This window comes from Ruminococcus flavefaciens ND2009, from assembly GCF_000621785.1.
Lineage (GTDB): Bacteria > Bacillota > Clostridia > Oscillospirales > Ruminococcaceae > Ruminococcus > Ruminococcus flavefaciens_C.
In genome coordinates, this window is sequence record NZ_JHXI01000007.1 from 63,286 (window position 1) to 79,077 (window position 15,792).

Genomic DNA, 15,792 nt, shown 5'->3' on the forward strand with positions numbered 1-15,792 from the left:
CGGAAAGGAGTATAATGCGAGGCATTTTGACCACAGGGTGCGAACCTCCGATACCGTGGATCGGCGGTAAAACGATTCTTCTTCCCGTAATTAAGCGGATAATACCTGAGAGAAAAAACAAATTTCTCGATGTTTTCGGCGGCGGAGGCTCGGTTTCGCTTTCAGGGAGGTACGCACCTTTACAGATATACAATGACTACAATCCGCACCTTGCAAACTTTATGAGGATCCTCAAATCACGATCCGAGGAACTCATAGACAAGCTGACAGGTGCATATAACTCAGACGGTACGCTCAATGAAAACTTTGAGCGTACCTTTTTTATAAATTCAAGAGACAGCTTCAACGCTTGCAGCAATGTTTTCCACAAGGGCGATACATGGGAAAAGCTGTTCGACGCTAACCTCAAAATACAGCTAAAAGCCGCAAGTCTTGCTGAAAAAGAACACGCATGGTCAATAGTATTGGATGCTTGGAGGTTGTATAAGGAACGTGAGAACGATCCCGAGCTTATAGACGCTGTACTTTTCTTCTACCTTATGAAATGCAGCTATTCCGCAACAGGAACAAGCTGGGCTTGTAAGGCAGTCAACCGAGAAAGTATGGTCAGACTTATCAATGAGGCAAGTCGAATGATGCAGGGAATAACTGTAGAAAACAAGGACTGCATTGAACTCATAAAGCTCCATGATGATCCAAGCACTTTCGTTTATTGCGATCCGCCGTACTACATGGCAGAAGCGTTATATAACGGAGTACCGCTCTTCGGAGATGCAAAGCATATAGAGCTCCATGATACATTGTTGGAATGTAAGAGTGATGTTTTGCTTTCGTATAACGAGTGTCCGTTTATTGACGAGCTGTACAGTGAGAGCAAATGGTACAAGATGAGGCTTTCACGTCCGCACAGCATGGTACTGCACAGAGGCAGCGGAGCTGTCTATAACGAGTTTCTCATAGCAAACTATGATATCTATAAACTTTACAACGGTGACGGACAGCTCACATTTTTAGAGCTGTTTGATGACCTTAATGAAGAAGGGAGAATAATCTTATGATAAGAGTAATATCAACACAGGCTATAATGGCTAACGGAAAAACAACGTATACAGGACTCTTCACAAGTGAAGGTATTCCTGCGGAAGTTGAGCTCGTCTGCGTAAACGGAAACGCCTGCTTATCGATAACTATACCCGAAGATGACGAAGAAGAATACGTGGGCAGACCGCTTACAGAGGACGAGATCGAGGCAATATGCAGGAACTACGGAAACTGCGATGATTGTCCGCTCTATAATTACTGCGATGAGGAGATGATGTGATATGGTGCCAATATATAAGTATTCGGCAGAAACTGCAAGATATGAAAATGAGCTTACGGACTACCGTGAGAGCAAGAGGTGCAACATCAAGTGCAAGGAGGCTATCGAGGAAGCGATAAGAACACATTTCGATGGAATGCATCTTGATACAAGCTGTGTGCAGGATATCTTTGACGAGTTCGGATATGACCGCACAATGTGTGTACTTGCGGCAACAGTTAAGAATAAGAGCTTCGACGGCAGGTTCTCGAGCATCAACAAGGGCTGGGCTCGCACAATTATCCCGTCACATCTTGATAAATACGAGTTCGATGAGTATGCGGTACAGTCACATCCGGCTGTACTTAACGGCTTTATCGACAGTGTAAGAGCTGAATATGAGGCTCTGGGACTTCTGTCTTCTGAGGAATGCCTCAAGGAAAGCTACAAAGAGGACTATACCAATAAGCTCCTTATTCTCCGTCCAGAGATACTCAACGATCAGTCCAGAAAGCCTGCATTCCAGTATTTCTATGCTGAGAACGGCTTCGGCTGTGATCCGAACAGTATAGGCAGAAAGGTATTCGGTACCTTCATTGCCGACGGAGAGAAGTCTCACTTCTCCAGAGGTGACTTCATTGGTATTGCAGACAAGGAAAAACTTCCTGAATGGGCATCAAAGCGCCTTGAAGCAATATCCGCTCCTAAAATGAAGATCCGTATCTATCAGATCAATGCCGAAAAGGATATGAAGGATCTTGAATTCAGGGACTTCGACTTTGCAATGAGCAAAGGTGGCATAGATCCGGGCATTTATCAGCAGGTCTACGGAGGCATTGCCTATGCTCATGATCTTGGAGAGCTATATATGCAGTGTAATACCGGTAACTCACCACTCGGTTTCTATGGCCATACAATGTCTGTCAGCGATGTTATCGAGATTTGTGAAGGTAAAGACAGTGGCTTCTACTATGTTGACAGCTTTGGATTCAAGAGACTTGATGACTTCGATGTATCTCAGACAGATCATGAAGACCTCATGAAGGTGGTCATTCTTGAAAATGACAGAGAGCCATACAAGGCTGAGATACGCAAGGATATCCATGCAATGCAGAGCATAGTCGGCGGTCTTATTGAGCCTGTATACTTCGAGGAAAACGGAGATGCACTTTGTTTCTGCAATGAAGAATTCCTGCTCAACGACTCTGCCCCAAACAGAGTTATAGGCAATACCCTTATTCACGGTACTTGCTTTATCTGCGGCGACGGTTACAATGACGAAGGAGAGCGTGACTCCTGCACTCTGACCGACGAGCAGGTAGATAAGTATATACAGATGTTTCCACAGTCGGTGGTAGAGATATCGCCCGAGGAAGACATCGGAATGACAATGATAAGCTTTTAATGCTGAAAGGAGAAGAATTATGAAAGTAAACGCAAAGATCACTAAGATCATTGACAAGCCTGATTCATCTATCAAGGCATTCGCCAGCGTAACGCTGGACGGTTACTTTGCTGTACACGGCGTTAAGGTGTGTGAAGGCGAAAAGGGACTCTTCGTCTCTATGCCTTCTACATCTTACACCAACAGCAGCGGCGAGACAAAGTATCGTGATACTTTTCACCCCATTACCAAGGGATCACGTGAGGCTCTGACTCAGGCTGTACTCGACAAGTACGACGAGGCACTTTCTCAGACTCAGGACGAAGGTATCGAGATACAGGATCTGCCCGAAGATGAAGACGAAGGTGAGGAACTTGACGAGCCTGAACCCGAAATGTCTATGTGAACATTGTCGGAAATCGGTCGGTGCGTATAGGTGAAAAAGTAGAAAAATCAACTTAGGTATGGATTTTTGAAATGTGGTGTGGTATAGTGGAAGCTGAAAGAAGGTGGAAACTGTGAAAAAGATCATCTCTATCATGCTCATATCCGCTATACTCACAGGCTGTGGTCGTATTTCGGAAGATAAGCCGTATGTCGCAGAGGAAACCACGACGGTTAGTCAGAATTCGGAAGACACAGCGGTAACAACAGCCTCAGATGCGACTATAATGACTACTTCGGCAGTAACAGTTACGAATGAGACCGCAATGAAGAATAGCTCACAGTCGGTAACTGATAAGACTGCCGCAGAGACAACCACAGCAGCCGCAAATACAGATATTCAGCCTAACAAGGGAAACAAACAATCCCAAAGCTCACAGGATAATAGTGCTTCAGAGGTTAAGAAGTCCGAAAGCAAAACTACAACAGCAGTTCAGACTTCGCCTCAGAAAGTAACGACAGCTCCTGTGGTTAAAGAGAATAAGACTACGACAACTACACGCACATCTCCTCCGGTGGTCACTACTGCTGTGCCAGTAGTGACTCAGCCGCCCAAGCAGACCGAACCGCCTGCACCAAAACAGCAGGTGCTTGACTATGACAGGCTCAATGACCAGATGCAGACCTTCATCGACGGCTATGACATAGATTATGACTGGCTGTACGAAAAGGGAAAAAATCTGAGCCATGACGGTACCGACTACGGCAAAGCTGTAGCGATATGTAATGAAGCCGAGAGCATGGGCGGTGTGAACTGCATAAATTATGCTATAAACGCATACTTCATGGCACAAGGTGCAGGACTGGAATGCTATATAGCCAGATCATCAAAATACGATTGGTATGGTCATGTAGCCAATATAATCAAACTTGACGGTAAATGGTACTATATGGAGCCTATGGGCGACATTGTGGGATCACCGAACACATTTGCAGAAGGAGGTATAGCTGACGATGGTTCAGTAATAACCTATCCTGACGGTCTGGATATAGTCACAGATATCTATGACAACAGGATAAATGTAACGATTGCAAACGAATGGTATCAATAAAAAACGCAGGGAGCTGATAACATCAGCTCCCATTTCTATTTATGAAAGGAAAATGAATATATGACAAAGAATAATACAAGAAACCATAAGGGTTTCATGAAGAAGCTGAGTGCAGGGCTTATGGCAAGTCTCTGCGCTCTTTCTGTTATCGGAAGCTCGGTAACAAATATCGGCATTACTGCAAGTGCAGCTATGACAACTGAGAATACAGCTTTCCCCTCTGCTGATGCGGTCATCGCTCAGGCAGCAACACTTCTCGGCTCCCCCTACGGCTGGGGATTCAAAGGATATACAGGTGTATATTATCAGGACAGCTATTCTCCGCTTTCCCTTGACTATGTCAGACAGCAGGGCGTTGACTGCTCAGGTCTTCTGTACTACACACTGACACATCTGGGCTACAGCACAAGCGGATTTTCATGGAACAATCCTGTTCCTGTGGATACTCCGCACTGGCTGTCAGTGAATGATAACTGCACGATTACCTATAACGGCGTTACTTCCAAAATCGATGTAGAAAAGGCAAACATCCCCTACACAGAGCGTCCCTATTGGGAGTGTGCAGACGGTTCAACTATCACTCCCGGTTCTATGGTCATTGCCGATAATCTCAACGGCGAGGACCACTCCTGGATCTACATGGGCGAATTCAATAACCGTAACGAGGTCATCAGCTACCTCAAATCCATCGGCGTAAATGAGAGCTACATCAACAGCAATACAGTTGGTGACGGCAGCGGTGACGGCGGTACTCACTGGCGTATTGAGTCAAACGGCTCCAACGGCTGTGTTATTAATAACCGCACTGACGGTAAGAAAGCCACTGCAATGAATATGTATGCCTTCCGTGTTACTCAGAACGAGGTGGAATTCTCGGTGACAAAGCTGGATAAGGATACTCAGATGGTTATTGGCAAGAGTCCTGTTGACAACTCCTCCGCAGTGTACGGAGTATACAAGGATAAGGAGTGTAAGACAAAGGTCGGTGAGATCACTATCGGCGATAAAGGAAAAGGAACTATCAAGCTTCCAAACGGAACCTATTATGCTAAAGAGATAAAGGCTCCGACTGGATATGACATTGATGCTACCGTATACACACTTGCATCGGGAAAGTCAGTCACAGTAAATGAAACACGTACTTCTGGTAAGATCGTTGTCAACAAGACTGCCGAAGACGGTATTGTCGGTGACAGAGAGTTTAAGGTTACAGGATCAAATGGCAAGACCGTAACTAAGAAAACAAATGGCAATGGTGTTGCTGAGTTTTCTGGACTTGATGTATATGATCTTACAAACGGAAAGCCTGTAACTTACAACGTATCTGAGATCAATGTAGACAACCGCTATGAGACTCCAAAGGCTCAGGACATTACCCTCACAAGCGGCAATGCTGATCTGACAGTAGCTGTTGATTTTGAAAATACGCTGAAAAAGGGCAATATCAAGATCAATAAGCAGTCCGAGGACAATCAGAACGGCGACAGGACATTCACTATCACAGGCGGCGGTGAGACTTATACTCTGACAACAGCCAATGACGGTACGGCTATCCTTGCAAGTATTCCCGTTTATGACAGCAGCAACCAGCCCATCACCTATACCATCAGCGAGAAGGATGTTCCCGTGAGATATGTAGTTCCTGCTGACCAGACCGTTACCCTTACAGCAGATGCTACAGTGGATGTTAAGTTCGAGAATAAGCTGAAAAAGTTCACAGCAGAGATTACAAAGAAGGACAGCGAGAACATCTCTGCACAGGGCGATGCTACTCTTGCAGGTGCAACTTACGGGCTTTATCATGACGGTAACCGTGTAGCAACTTACACCACCGATGAGAACGGACACTTCGTTACAGATGAGTTCGTATGCGGAAACTATACTCTTCAGGAGCTTACTCCGTCACAGGGATATCAGCTCAATGACGAGATCTACAAGGTAGGTGCCGAGCCTCAGAACTACAAGGTAGAAGTAAATCCTATCGCCCTTGATGTTACAGAGGACGTAGTAAAGGGCAAGGTATCTATCATCAAGCACAGCGATGACGGTACAACAGGAATCGAGACTCCCGAGGACGGTGCTGAGTTTGAGGTTTACCTCAAGAATGCAGGCAGCTATGAGGACGCAAAGGAAACTGAGCGTGACTATCTCATTACAGACGAAAACGGCTTTGCAGAGACAAAGGAACTCCCTTACGGAACATACACTGTTCACCAGACTACAGGCTGGAAGAACACAGAATTCGTTGAGGACTTCGACGTTATCGTCGACGAAAACGGTAAGACCTATCCATATATAATCAACGACGCTGTTATCACAGCAAATATCCGCATCGTGAAGAAGGATGCTGAGAGCGGCAAGGTTATCCCTGTATCAGGTATCGGCTTCAAGGTGTGGAGCGTTGACAATGAGAAGTACATTTCTCAGACAGTCAACTATCCTGTTGAAGAAACTATCGACACATTCTATACAAACGAAACAGGCACCCTTATGCTCCCCGGTGAGCTTGCATACGGTAATTATGAGCTTCACGAAGTAAAGGCTCCCACAGGATACTTCCTCAACGAAGAACCTGTACCTTTCACAGTTGACGGAACAGAAAAGACTGTTGAGGTCGAGAAGTTCGATACTGCTCAGAAAGGCAGGATCTCAGTAAGCAAGCGTGGCGAGATCTTCAAGACAGTACAGGCTATCGGTCCTGCTATCCATACAAATGAAGACGGCGAAATAGAAACAGCAGGCTTTACAACCTATACACCCGTTTTTGAGGAAAGTGGGCTTGGCGGAGCTGAGTTCGAAGTTATCGCAGCCGAGGACATTTACACAGCAGACGGAACACTCAGAGCATCTGCCGGTGAGGTAGTTGCTGACATTATCACAGACAAGGACGGAAATGCTTTAACTGAGCCTCTCTACCTCGGCAAGTATGTTGTCAAGGAGAAAACTGCTCCCTATGGCTATGTACTCAATAAAGAGGCAAAGGAAGTTGAGCTCACCTACGCAGGACAGGAGGTTTCTATCACAGACGCTGTTAATAACACATTCAACAACGATTATCAGAGAGTAAAGATCAGCCTTGCCAAGTTCATGGAACATGACGAGCTCTTCGATATCGGCGAAAACGATGAGTACAAGAATGTAATATTCGGACTCTATGCAGCAGAGGATATCACTGCAGCTGATGGAACAGTTATCCCCAAGGACGGCTTTATCGCACAGGTATCGCTTGACGAAGACATGACAGCCGACTTTACAGAAAAGCTTCCTTTCTCACGCTACTATGTTCAGGAGATAGCAACCGATGAGCACTATATGCTTAATGGTGAGAAGTATCTTGTGAACTTCCAGTACATGGGACAGGAAATGACAACAGTTGACATCGACTGCGGTACATTCATCAATGACATTAAGCGTGGAGCAGTAAGCGGTAAGAAGGTCAACGAAAATGGTGATCCCCTCGAAAACGCTCTCTTCGGTCTGTTCAGTGCAGACGAAACTGAGTTCACAGCTGAGAACGCATACTTTACAGACGAGTCCGACGAGGACGGAAACTTCGGTTTCACAGATATTCCTTTCGGTGAGTATATCGTCAAGGAGATCGCAGCACCTACCGGATATATCCTTTCAGACGAGCAGTATCCTGTTGTTATCGCTGAGAACGGCGATGTTGTGGAGATAACTGCGGAAAATATGGCGATCACAGTCTCTATCAGCAAGGAAGACCTCTACGGAAACGAACTGACAGGCGCATCTATGCAGCTCATCGACGAAAACGGTGATATCGTAGACGAATGGACATCTGACGGCGAGAATCACATCATCACAAACATTCCTGCAGGCGGTTATACACTCAAGGAAGTTGCAGCTCCTGACGGATATGTTATTGCAACTGATATCAGCTTCACAATCGACGAGTACGGAAACGTTACTGTTGACGGCGTTGAGGCTAATGCTTTTGATGATGACGGAAATCCCATTGTTACAATGATCGATGATGCAACACTTGTAAAGATCAGCAAGCAGGATATGACAACAGATACAGAGCTTGCAGGTGCGACACTTCAGGTCATCGACAAGGACGGCAACGTTATCGAGGAATGGGTATCTGGCACAGAGCCTCACTATATCGAGGCAAAACTCATCGCAGGCGAAACTTACACTCTCCGTGAGATCACAGCTCCTGACGGCTATAATACCGCTGAGGACATCGAGTTTACTGTCAATGCAGACGGAAGCGTCACTGAGGTGACTATGAAGGACGAAGCTATTATTGTAACAACACCTAATGTTGCCACAGGCGATACAGGCAAGAGTCCTCTCGGATATATCATGGTGATTGCAGGTCTCGTACTGCTCACAGTATCCATATTTGCAAGAAAGAAAAAGGAAGAGCCTGCTGACGATTACGCAGAGCTCTGTCCTGACTTTATTGAAGGAGAAAATGAATGAAAAAGAAGACTATACTTCGCATACTGGCGGCTGCTTCGGCAGTCGCCCTCCTTTTAGGAGGCGCATATCTGCTCACAAAGGATGACTTCCGTCAGAAACTTAAAGAAACGGAAATAAAGCCATATATGCCTACTCCGACAGTTTTGTCAGCACTTGACGAAGCATCCGAAACTGAGACAACAACCACAACTACTACAAGCATTACAGTCGAAACTGCTGAGCACACTACGGAAGCTGCGATAACAACAACATCTCCCGAGTTATCAGCAGAGGTCAGACAGAGCCTTATTGACTCAGCACAGTCGCTGAATTCAGCATACCCCGATGCACTCGGCTGGCTGTATATCCCTGATACGGTCATCAGCTATCCCGTAATGCAGAGCCGTGATAACGACTATTACCTTAGTCATGCGTATGACGGAACATACCTGAAAGCAGGCTCGGTATTCCTTGATTATCGTTGTGAGGGCAGATTTCAGAACCCGATAAACATCATTTATGCCCACAACATGAAGAACGGCTCCATGTTCGCACAGGTGACAAACTTCAAGAATGACAGCTATTTCGAAAGCCACAAGTACGGCTGGCTTGCTACTCCTGAGACAGTATACAGGATCGACTTTTTCTCCTGTGCTGTTGCAGACTGGCATGACAGCCTGTATGAGGGAGATACTCCCGTGGCTGAGTGGGTGCCGCATATCTGCGATAAATCGGTAGTCGGCAGAGAGATAACCTATTCAGATGATGACAGGTTCGTTTCATTATCGACCTGTTCATATGAATTCCAGAACGCACGAACTATCCTTACGGGAAAGCTCGTAGAGACAAAGGAGGTTTAAACTTATATGAGAAAACTGAAAACCAAGCTCATATGTGCTGTAACAGCATTTATGGCAATGCTGAACTTTACGGCAATGAATGCCTATGCCGCAGGAGATGTGGCGTCGGCAGTAGAGAGTACATGGACATCGGCGAAAGACCAGATACAGACTGTGGTAAATAACGTCGTTTTCCCCGTGATCGACGTAATACTCGGTGTACTGCTCTTCGTCAAGATCGCTACAGCGTATTTGGAGTATAGAAAACATGGTACGCTTGAATGGACTCCGATAGCTATAATCTTCGGCGGTCTGCTCTTTTCCCTTACAGCTCCGCTGTATGTATGGACGATACTCTGATTGAAAGGAATAAAGGTGATATATATGAATTTCTTTACAGAAGAGCTCAAGAAGATAACTGACAGGAGCGAATATATTCAGAATCCAAAGTTTGTCGGACAGTCCTGCGTTTTCAGGCTGTCCGATGATGTTACGGGTAAGTTGGGATTCGTTACACAGGGTTATGCCGATAACTATACTGCCCTTAAACTTACTCTGCTCAACAAGAGAGAGGGACCTATCGATGTTCAGGTAATGAATATAACTGATGTCATAGGCTTGAAAACGGTGCGCGGCGAGTCTTGTTCTCCGCATATCTGGAGGTACGGAAATGACATTGAATGGTATGGTTATCATCCCAACAGTAATGACTATTCTGCTTTGTCGGAAACTGTCGACGATTACCTGTCTTGTTTCGCAGAACAGGAGCTCACAGAGTCAGAAGACGAAGAACTGAACATTTCACTCAATTAATGGAGGTACGAAAATGAAGAATAACATAAGAGCGGCAATAGCCGCCATTTTAATTGCCGCAGCTTTAACAGGCTGCGGTACGATAAAACCGCCTGCTATAGATAACACGGTAACAACAGTCCCCGCAACCACTGAGACTACTACCGCAGAACCGACAACGGTATCTGCTACAACAGAGGCTCCCACCGAGCCTCCGATGACTGAGGAAGAAAGAAGACAGCTCGAGCAGAGTACCTTTATAGCTGAATTCCTCGGCTCTCAGATAAAGTTCGAGGATACCGCAGGCATTACCGATGAAGTAATCAAAAAGTCCGACTTCGAGTGTGAAAGTGCCAAGAACGGCACTGAGAAGATCACTGTCAAGGGCAAGAACGGCGGCGGAACTATTGAGGTATCAAGAATCGACATATCCGCAAGCAGTCTTAAGAATGATATTGAAAACGTCCTTGGAAGATACGGCGATTACAGTTACGATCAGATAAAAGGCGGTATGAAGGGAGTCAACAATGAAGACTTCACAACCAATTATCGTATGATAACCAGTGTTGTGAGTAAGGGCAAGTATCAGCGATATGGAGCTATCCAGAAGACGGACGGAATGTCTACACAGTTCGGATATGCTGAGGTTTACGCTGTACTCAGGGATAACAAGCTGACCGTAATATCTGGACAGCTCTTGTCAACGGACATGACCGAAAGACAAAACTTCTCGGAACTCATAAAGCAGCTTGCAGAGAAGGTGGAGTACTGATGATAGTAACTGTAAACGGCGGTGATATGTCACAGGCTGAAATCGACGAGTATGTCCGCAGAATACGGAAGAAACATCCCGACCGTATCATAAACGAACTGACACTTACGATAAACGGCAAATATGTGGATATTCAGTATAACTACGATACCGTTCCCTTTGAACGCATCCGCAGGATAACCGGCTACCTCGTGGGAACGCTTGACCGTTTCAATGATGCAAAGAAAGCCGAGGAAAGCCAGCGGATAAAGCATGAAATTTAGCAATATGGAGGTGAACATATGCCATATATACCATTCACGGATGAACAGAAGGTCATGGCAAACTCCGTGGATCTCGAATATTTTCTGCGAAGTCGTGGAGAAACACTTGAAAAGGTAGGGCGTGAGTACAAGCTCATATATACCGACGGCAGCGGCAGACACGACAGTATAACTATGTCCGGCAGTACATGGTTCGATCACAAGAACCAGACCGGCGGCGGTGCTATCAAGTTTATGCAGTATTTCTACGGTATGAGCTTTTCAGACGCTGTACAGAATCTGCTGGGATATACAGTCTCTCCCCTTGCAAGAAGTGTCCCTGAGACAGCACCGGAACCTAAAAAGGAATTCAATCTTCCGCCTAAGAACAAGACCATGAACAGAGTATACGCATATCTTATCAAACAGCGATATATCGCTCCCGAGGTGGTATCATTCTTCGCAAAGGAAGGAAAGATATATGAGGACTCGGAGCATCATAACGCTGTATTCGTGGGATACGACGAGAGCGGAGTCCCGAAACAGGCTCATAAACGCTCTACAAACAGCTATGGAAAGACCTTCCGTATTACCGTCGAGGGCTCTGATACCGATTACAGCTTTGCACACTACGGTACATCAGGCAGGCTCTATGTGTTTGAAGCACCGATAGATATGCTTTCATATATCACACTCCACCCTGAAAACTGGCAGGAACATTCATATATAGCCATGAACGGCGTATATGAGTCTGCTGTGCTGAAAGCATTGGAGCTGAATGATAACATAAAGCATATCATTATCTGCACGGATAATGACGAGGGCGGTATCGATGCATACGACAGGCTCAATGACTTGCTTCAGGAGCGAGGATATACCAATGTTACAAGGATATATCCTACCAACAAGGACTTCAACGAGGATCTGAAAGCACGAAACGGACAGCCTGCTTTGATTGCAGTGCCGCATGAGAGAAAGGGTGTTTATCATAACAACGTCAACGCCATCAATTACTACCCATGCCGTCCCGATAAGCTGACATCACAGCTCAGGGCAGCATTCAAGAATGGACAATACAGATATCTTGCCGAGTATGCATTAGCAGGCTCGGCTTTTTTCATGCGTGTAAAGAACGAATCCAAGGCTCATTCTGCCCTTAAAGCAAAGCTGAGAAAAGAGTACAGAGCATACAAGGATAAGGCAAGGATCGATGTTAAATGCAGAGATCTGAGCAATAAGCTGAAAGAGGTATTGTCAGATCTGAAGCAGCCTGCAAGGACCTATGAACAGTCCATAGCAACAGCCAAACGGCTCTATGAGCTTGCAGACTGCGCGGTAAAGGTGCAGACTCAGGAAGAACTCGACAATCAGCCAAGTGAAGAAATATCTGAAAATGAAGACCAGGACGAGGAAGCGGAGCTATCTCCTCTTCCTTCATTGTCATAGGGGGCGCGTCATTATGTCATAGGCATATATTAAGTATACAAGTAACTAATTATTAACATAGCAAAAGAGGAAGTGAGATATTGGATGATAAGAAAATATATCTGTTAGCATTAATGGCGGCGTGTCTGATAATTTTTGCAATAGTTGTGAGTATTCTTGACAGCCGCGGAATAAACAGTATTAAATCAAAGGCGGTCGGTGACGGACAGCATGGAACAGCAAGGTGGGCGACCAAGCCGGAGATAAGGCAGACTTTTGTCTCTCTGCCATTCGAGCCTGAACTGTGGAGGCAAGGAAAAGACCTGCCGAAAGTTCAGGGAACGGTCATAGGATGTCACGGAAAGCTGAATACAACAGCTCTTGTTGATACAGGAGATGTTCATAGCCTTATGATCGGTGCAGCCGGAGTCGGTAAAACGGCATACTTCCTATATCCGAATATCGAGTTCTGCCTTGCATCAGGAATGTCGTTCCTGTCAACGGATACGAAGGGAGACATAGCTCGAAACTATGGAAATATAGCCAAGAACTGCTATGGGTACAATGTATCAGTGCTTGATCTCAGAAATCCTACTCGAAGCGATGAAGATAATATCCTGCACCTTGTGAACAAGTATATGGATATCTATCTTTCTGACAGGATCAACCTTTCAGCTAAGGCAAAAGCCGAGAAATATGCAAAGATCACAGCGAAGACGATAATCAATATCGGCGGCGGTGACAGCTCAAACTACGGACAAAACGCATTCTTCTATGATGCGGCGGAGGGACTGTTATCATCGATAATACTGCTTCTAGCTGAGTTCGGTGAGAAGAATGAGAGGCATATAGTGTCGGTATTCAAGCTGATACAGGACCTCATAGCTAAGCCGCCTCCGAAGAATGCTAAGGATAAGCCTCCGATGTACTTCACAAAGCTGATGGAACTCCTGCCGAGTGATCACAAAGCAAAGTGGCTGGCAGGTGCGGCTCTGAATTCTGCGGATCAGGCGATGCTGTCGGTAATGAGTACAGCATTATCCCGACTAAATAGCTTCCTGGACTCCGAGATGGAGCAGATATTGTGCTTCGGTACAGCCATAGACGCTGAACGCTTCTGCAATGAGAAATCAGCTATATTCATAATACTTCCAGAGGAAGATCAGTCAAAGTATTTCATGGTCAGCCTGTTGATACAGCAGTTATACCGAGAGATACTTGTCATAGCCGATGAACACGGCGGCGCACTGCCGAACAGAGTAATGTTCTACTGCGATGAATTCGGCACCTTTCCCAAGATAGAGGGAGCCGAGGCGATGTTCTCCGCAGGTCGAAGCAGAAAGATATCCATAGTCGCTATTATCCAAAGCTTCGCTCAATTAGAGCAGAAATACGGCAAGGAAGGTTCGGAGATAATCACTGATAATACTCAGCTCACCATATTCGGTGGATTTGCTCCGCAGTCGCAGTCTGCGGAGGTGCTGTCAAAGGCTCTCGGCGAGCAGACAGTACAAAGCGGCTCGGTATCGCTTGGAAAGGAGCATTCACGCTCCATTCAGATGATGGGCAGACCGCTGATGACCGTTGACGAACTCAAAAGTATGCCGAAAGGTCAGTTCATAGTTATGAAAACCGGAACTCACCCGATGATAAGCAAATTAAAGCTGTACTTCAAATGGGGTATTAAATTCGGAAAGCCTTTCATGCTGGCAGATAAAGCCACTCGTTCCGTGACATATATGGAGCGAGATGAGCTGATGAGAGAGGTATCTGTGAAATATCCGCCTGCAAAGAAAAGCATTCCTATACCCGTGGATATGACGTTTGAGGAAGCGGATATTCATGAAGAACCCAAGAAAACCAATATTAAGACAGAAAAGAGGAGTTGATCATTTGAATGTTGAAAGACGAATATATGACTTAGGTCTGCCGCACCGAGCGGTAACAGTATACTGCTACCTGTGCGACAGATCAGACAAAAAGGGAGAATGTTTTCCGTCAGCCAAGACCATAGCTCAGGACCTGAGCCTTAGTCGCAGAACTGTATTCAGGGCTCTCCATGAGCTCCTTGAAAATGGACTCATAGAGAAGCAGCCGAGACTTCGCAACAACGGTGGTTCAAGCTCAAACCTCTACAGGCTGACGAATGTTCCCAAGGAGGTGAACGAGAATGTTTGATTGGATCGGCGATGCCATAGACTGGATCGGTGACGGAATATCGTCGCTGTGGGATAACACAGTCGGCGTTGTTACAAGCGAAGCAGCAAGAGCCATATTCGATGTAATGTTTGATTGGTTGTTCATGCTTGTATACGACGGTATAGCGGATATTTTTAACTTCATCAACGAGTCGACAACTGACCTGTTTCAGCTCGGCTGGATACAGGCATTTCTGACACTGTTCCATAATATCGGCTGGATACTGTTTATCACAGGCATGGTAGTTGCAGTGTTCGATACTGCAATAGCATACGAAAACGGTCATGCGAATATAAAGGACACATGTCTTAATGTGCTGAAAGGTTTCTTTGCTTGTAGTCTCCTGACTGTAGTACCGCAGCGGCTGTATTCATTCTGCGTATCTCTGCAGCACACCTTTGCCAATGACCTTGTGGGAGCTCTGATACAAAACAGAAGTGCAACTCTTACAAGTGCCGGAATGGAGGCGTTGGAAGCTCTAAGAGCTGACGTTTCTCTTTCAAGCCTGTTTTTTATTATACTATTTGGCTACTGTACGATAAAAGTCGTTTTTGCAAATATAAAGAGAGGCGGTATACTGCTGTGTCAGATAGCGGTAGGCAGCCTGTATATGTTCAGCGTACCGAGAGGATATACGGACGGATTCGTAAACTGGTGCAAGCAGGTCATAGCTACCTGCCTCACAGCTTTCCTGCAGACAACAATATTATTCCTCGGACTGCTGACCTGTCCCGATCACCCGATACTGGCGGCAGGTATATGCTTATCGGCTAACGAAGTACCTCGTATCGCACAGATGTACGGACTTGATACCTCAACAAGAGTTAACGTAATGGCGGTAGGTCATGCGGTCAATATGGGTTCAAGAGCTGTAGGTCTCATAAAGAGTGCATCCAAGGTTGCAACATAAGGAGG

At 45.8% G+C, this 15,792-nt stretch carries 15 protein-coding genes; all 15 read left to right on the forward strand.

Features of this window, described 5'->3' with window-relative positions:
• Nucleotides 1-14: 14 nt before the first annotated feature.
• The 15 genes from T488_RS0100295 to T488_RS0100365 all read left to right on the forward strand — a co-directional run bounded on the left by T488_RS0100295 (nt 15) and on the right by T488_RS0100365 (nt 15,787).
• Entirely contained in the window at nt 15-1,058 is a 1,044-nt protein-coding gene (locus T488_RS0100295) for a DNA adenine methylase (protein WP_037296617.1), read from the forward strand.
• Nucleotides 1,055-1,321, forward strand: coding sequence for a hypothetical protein (locus T488_RS0100300; RefSeq protein WP_028519069.1), 267 nt, complete (start codon nt 1,055-1,057; stop codon nt 1,319-1,321). Before T488_RS0100295 ends, T488_RS0100300 begins: the two co-directional genes overlap by 4 nt.
• Before the next feature lies 1 nt (nt 1,322).
• On the forward strand, nt 1,323-2,705 hold the full coding sequence (locus T488_RS18455; protein WP_051536054.1) for a DUF3849 domain-containing protein: 1,383 nt from the start codon (nt 1,323-1,325) through the stop codon (nt 2,703-2,705).
• A gap of 19 nt (nt 2,706-2,724) precedes the next feature.
• Nucleotides 2,725-3,090, forward strand: a complete 366-nt coding sequence (locus tag T488_RS16530) for a SpoVG family protein (RefSeq protein ID WP_051536058.1) — start codon at nt 2,725-2,727, stop codon at nt 3,088-3,090.
• A 112-nt stretch (nt 3,091-3,202) separates the two neighbouring features.
• On the forward strand, nt 3,203-4,180 hold the full coding sequence (locus T488_RS0100315; protein WP_028519070.1) for a hypothetical protein: 978 nt from the start codon (nt 3,203-3,205) through the stop codon (nt 4,178-4,180).
• A gap of 60 nt (nt 4,181-4,240) precedes the next feature.
• Nucleotides 4,241-8,629: a SpaA isopeptide-forming pilin-related protein gene (locus tag T488_RS18460; RefSeq protein ID WP_051536060.1), complete on the forward strand. Its 4,389-nt coding sequence runs from the start codon at nt 4,241-4,243 to the stop codon at nt 8,627-8,629.
• Nucleotides 8,626-9,468, forward strand: a complete 843-nt coding sequence (gene srtB / locus T488_RS18465) for a class B sortase (RefSeq protein ID WP_051536062.1) — start codon at nt 8,626-8,628, stop codon at nt 9,466-9,468. The genes T488_RS18460 and srtB overlap by 4 nt, the downstream gene beginning before the upstream one ends.
• 6 nt (nt 9,469-9,474) lie before the next feature.
• Complete coding sequence (locus T488_RS0100330) at nt 9,475-9,807, forward strand: DUF3852 domain-containing protein (protein ID WP_028519071.1); 333 nt, start codon at nt 9,475-9,477, stop codon at nt 9,805-9,807.
• A 24-nt stretch (nt 9,808-9,831) separates the two neighbouring features.
• Nucleotides 9,832-10,260, forward strand: a complete 429-nt coding sequence (locus tag T488_RS16545) for a hypothetical protein (RefSeq protein WP_051536064.1) — start codon at nt 9,832-9,834, stop codon at nt 10,258-10,260.
• Between the two features lie 13 nt (nt 10,261-10,273).
• Nucleotides 10,274-11,011, forward strand: coding sequence for a hypothetical protein (locus tag T488_RS0100340; RefSeq protein WP_028519072.1), 738 nt, complete (start codon nt 10,274-10,276; stop codon nt 11,009-11,011).
• Nucleotides 11,011-11,274 (forward strand): anaerobic ribonucleoside-triphosphate reductase, encoded by a 264-nt coding sequence (gene nrdD / locus T488_RS0100345; protein WP_037296620.1) that lies wholly within the window; start codon nt 11,011-11,013, stop codon nt 11,272-11,274. Before T488_RS0100340 ends, nrdD begins: the two co-directional genes overlap by 1 nt.
• A gap of 18 nt (nt 11,275-11,292) precedes the next feature.
• Nucleotides 11,293-12,699: a DUF3991 and toprim domain-containing protein gene (locus T488_RS0100350; RefSeq protein WP_028519074.1), complete on the forward strand. Its 1,407-nt coding sequence runs from the start codon at nt 11,293-11,295 to the stop codon at nt 12,697-12,699.
• Between the two features lie 113 nt (nt 12,700-12,812).
• Complete coding sequence (locus T488_RS16550) at nt 12,813-14,567, forward strand: type IV secretory system conjugative DNA transfer family protein (RefSeq protein WP_037296699.1); 1,755 nt, start codon at nt 12,813-12,815, stop codon at nt 14,565-14,567.
• A gap of 4 nt (nt 14,568-14,571) precedes the next feature.
• Complete coding sequence (locus tag T488_RS0100360) at nt 14,572-14,856, forward strand: helix-turn-helix domain-containing protein (protein ID WP_028519075.1); 285 nt, start codon at nt 14,572-14,574, stop codon at nt 14,854-14,856.
• Entirely contained in the window at nt 14,849-15,787 is a 939-nt protein-coding gene (locus T488_RS0100365) for a conjugal transfer protein TrbL family protein (RefSeq protein ID WP_051536068.1), read from the forward strand. Before T488_RS0100360 ends, T488_RS0100365 begins: the two co-directional genes overlap by 8 nt.
• Nucleotides 15,788-15,792 lie beyond the last annotated feature (5 nt).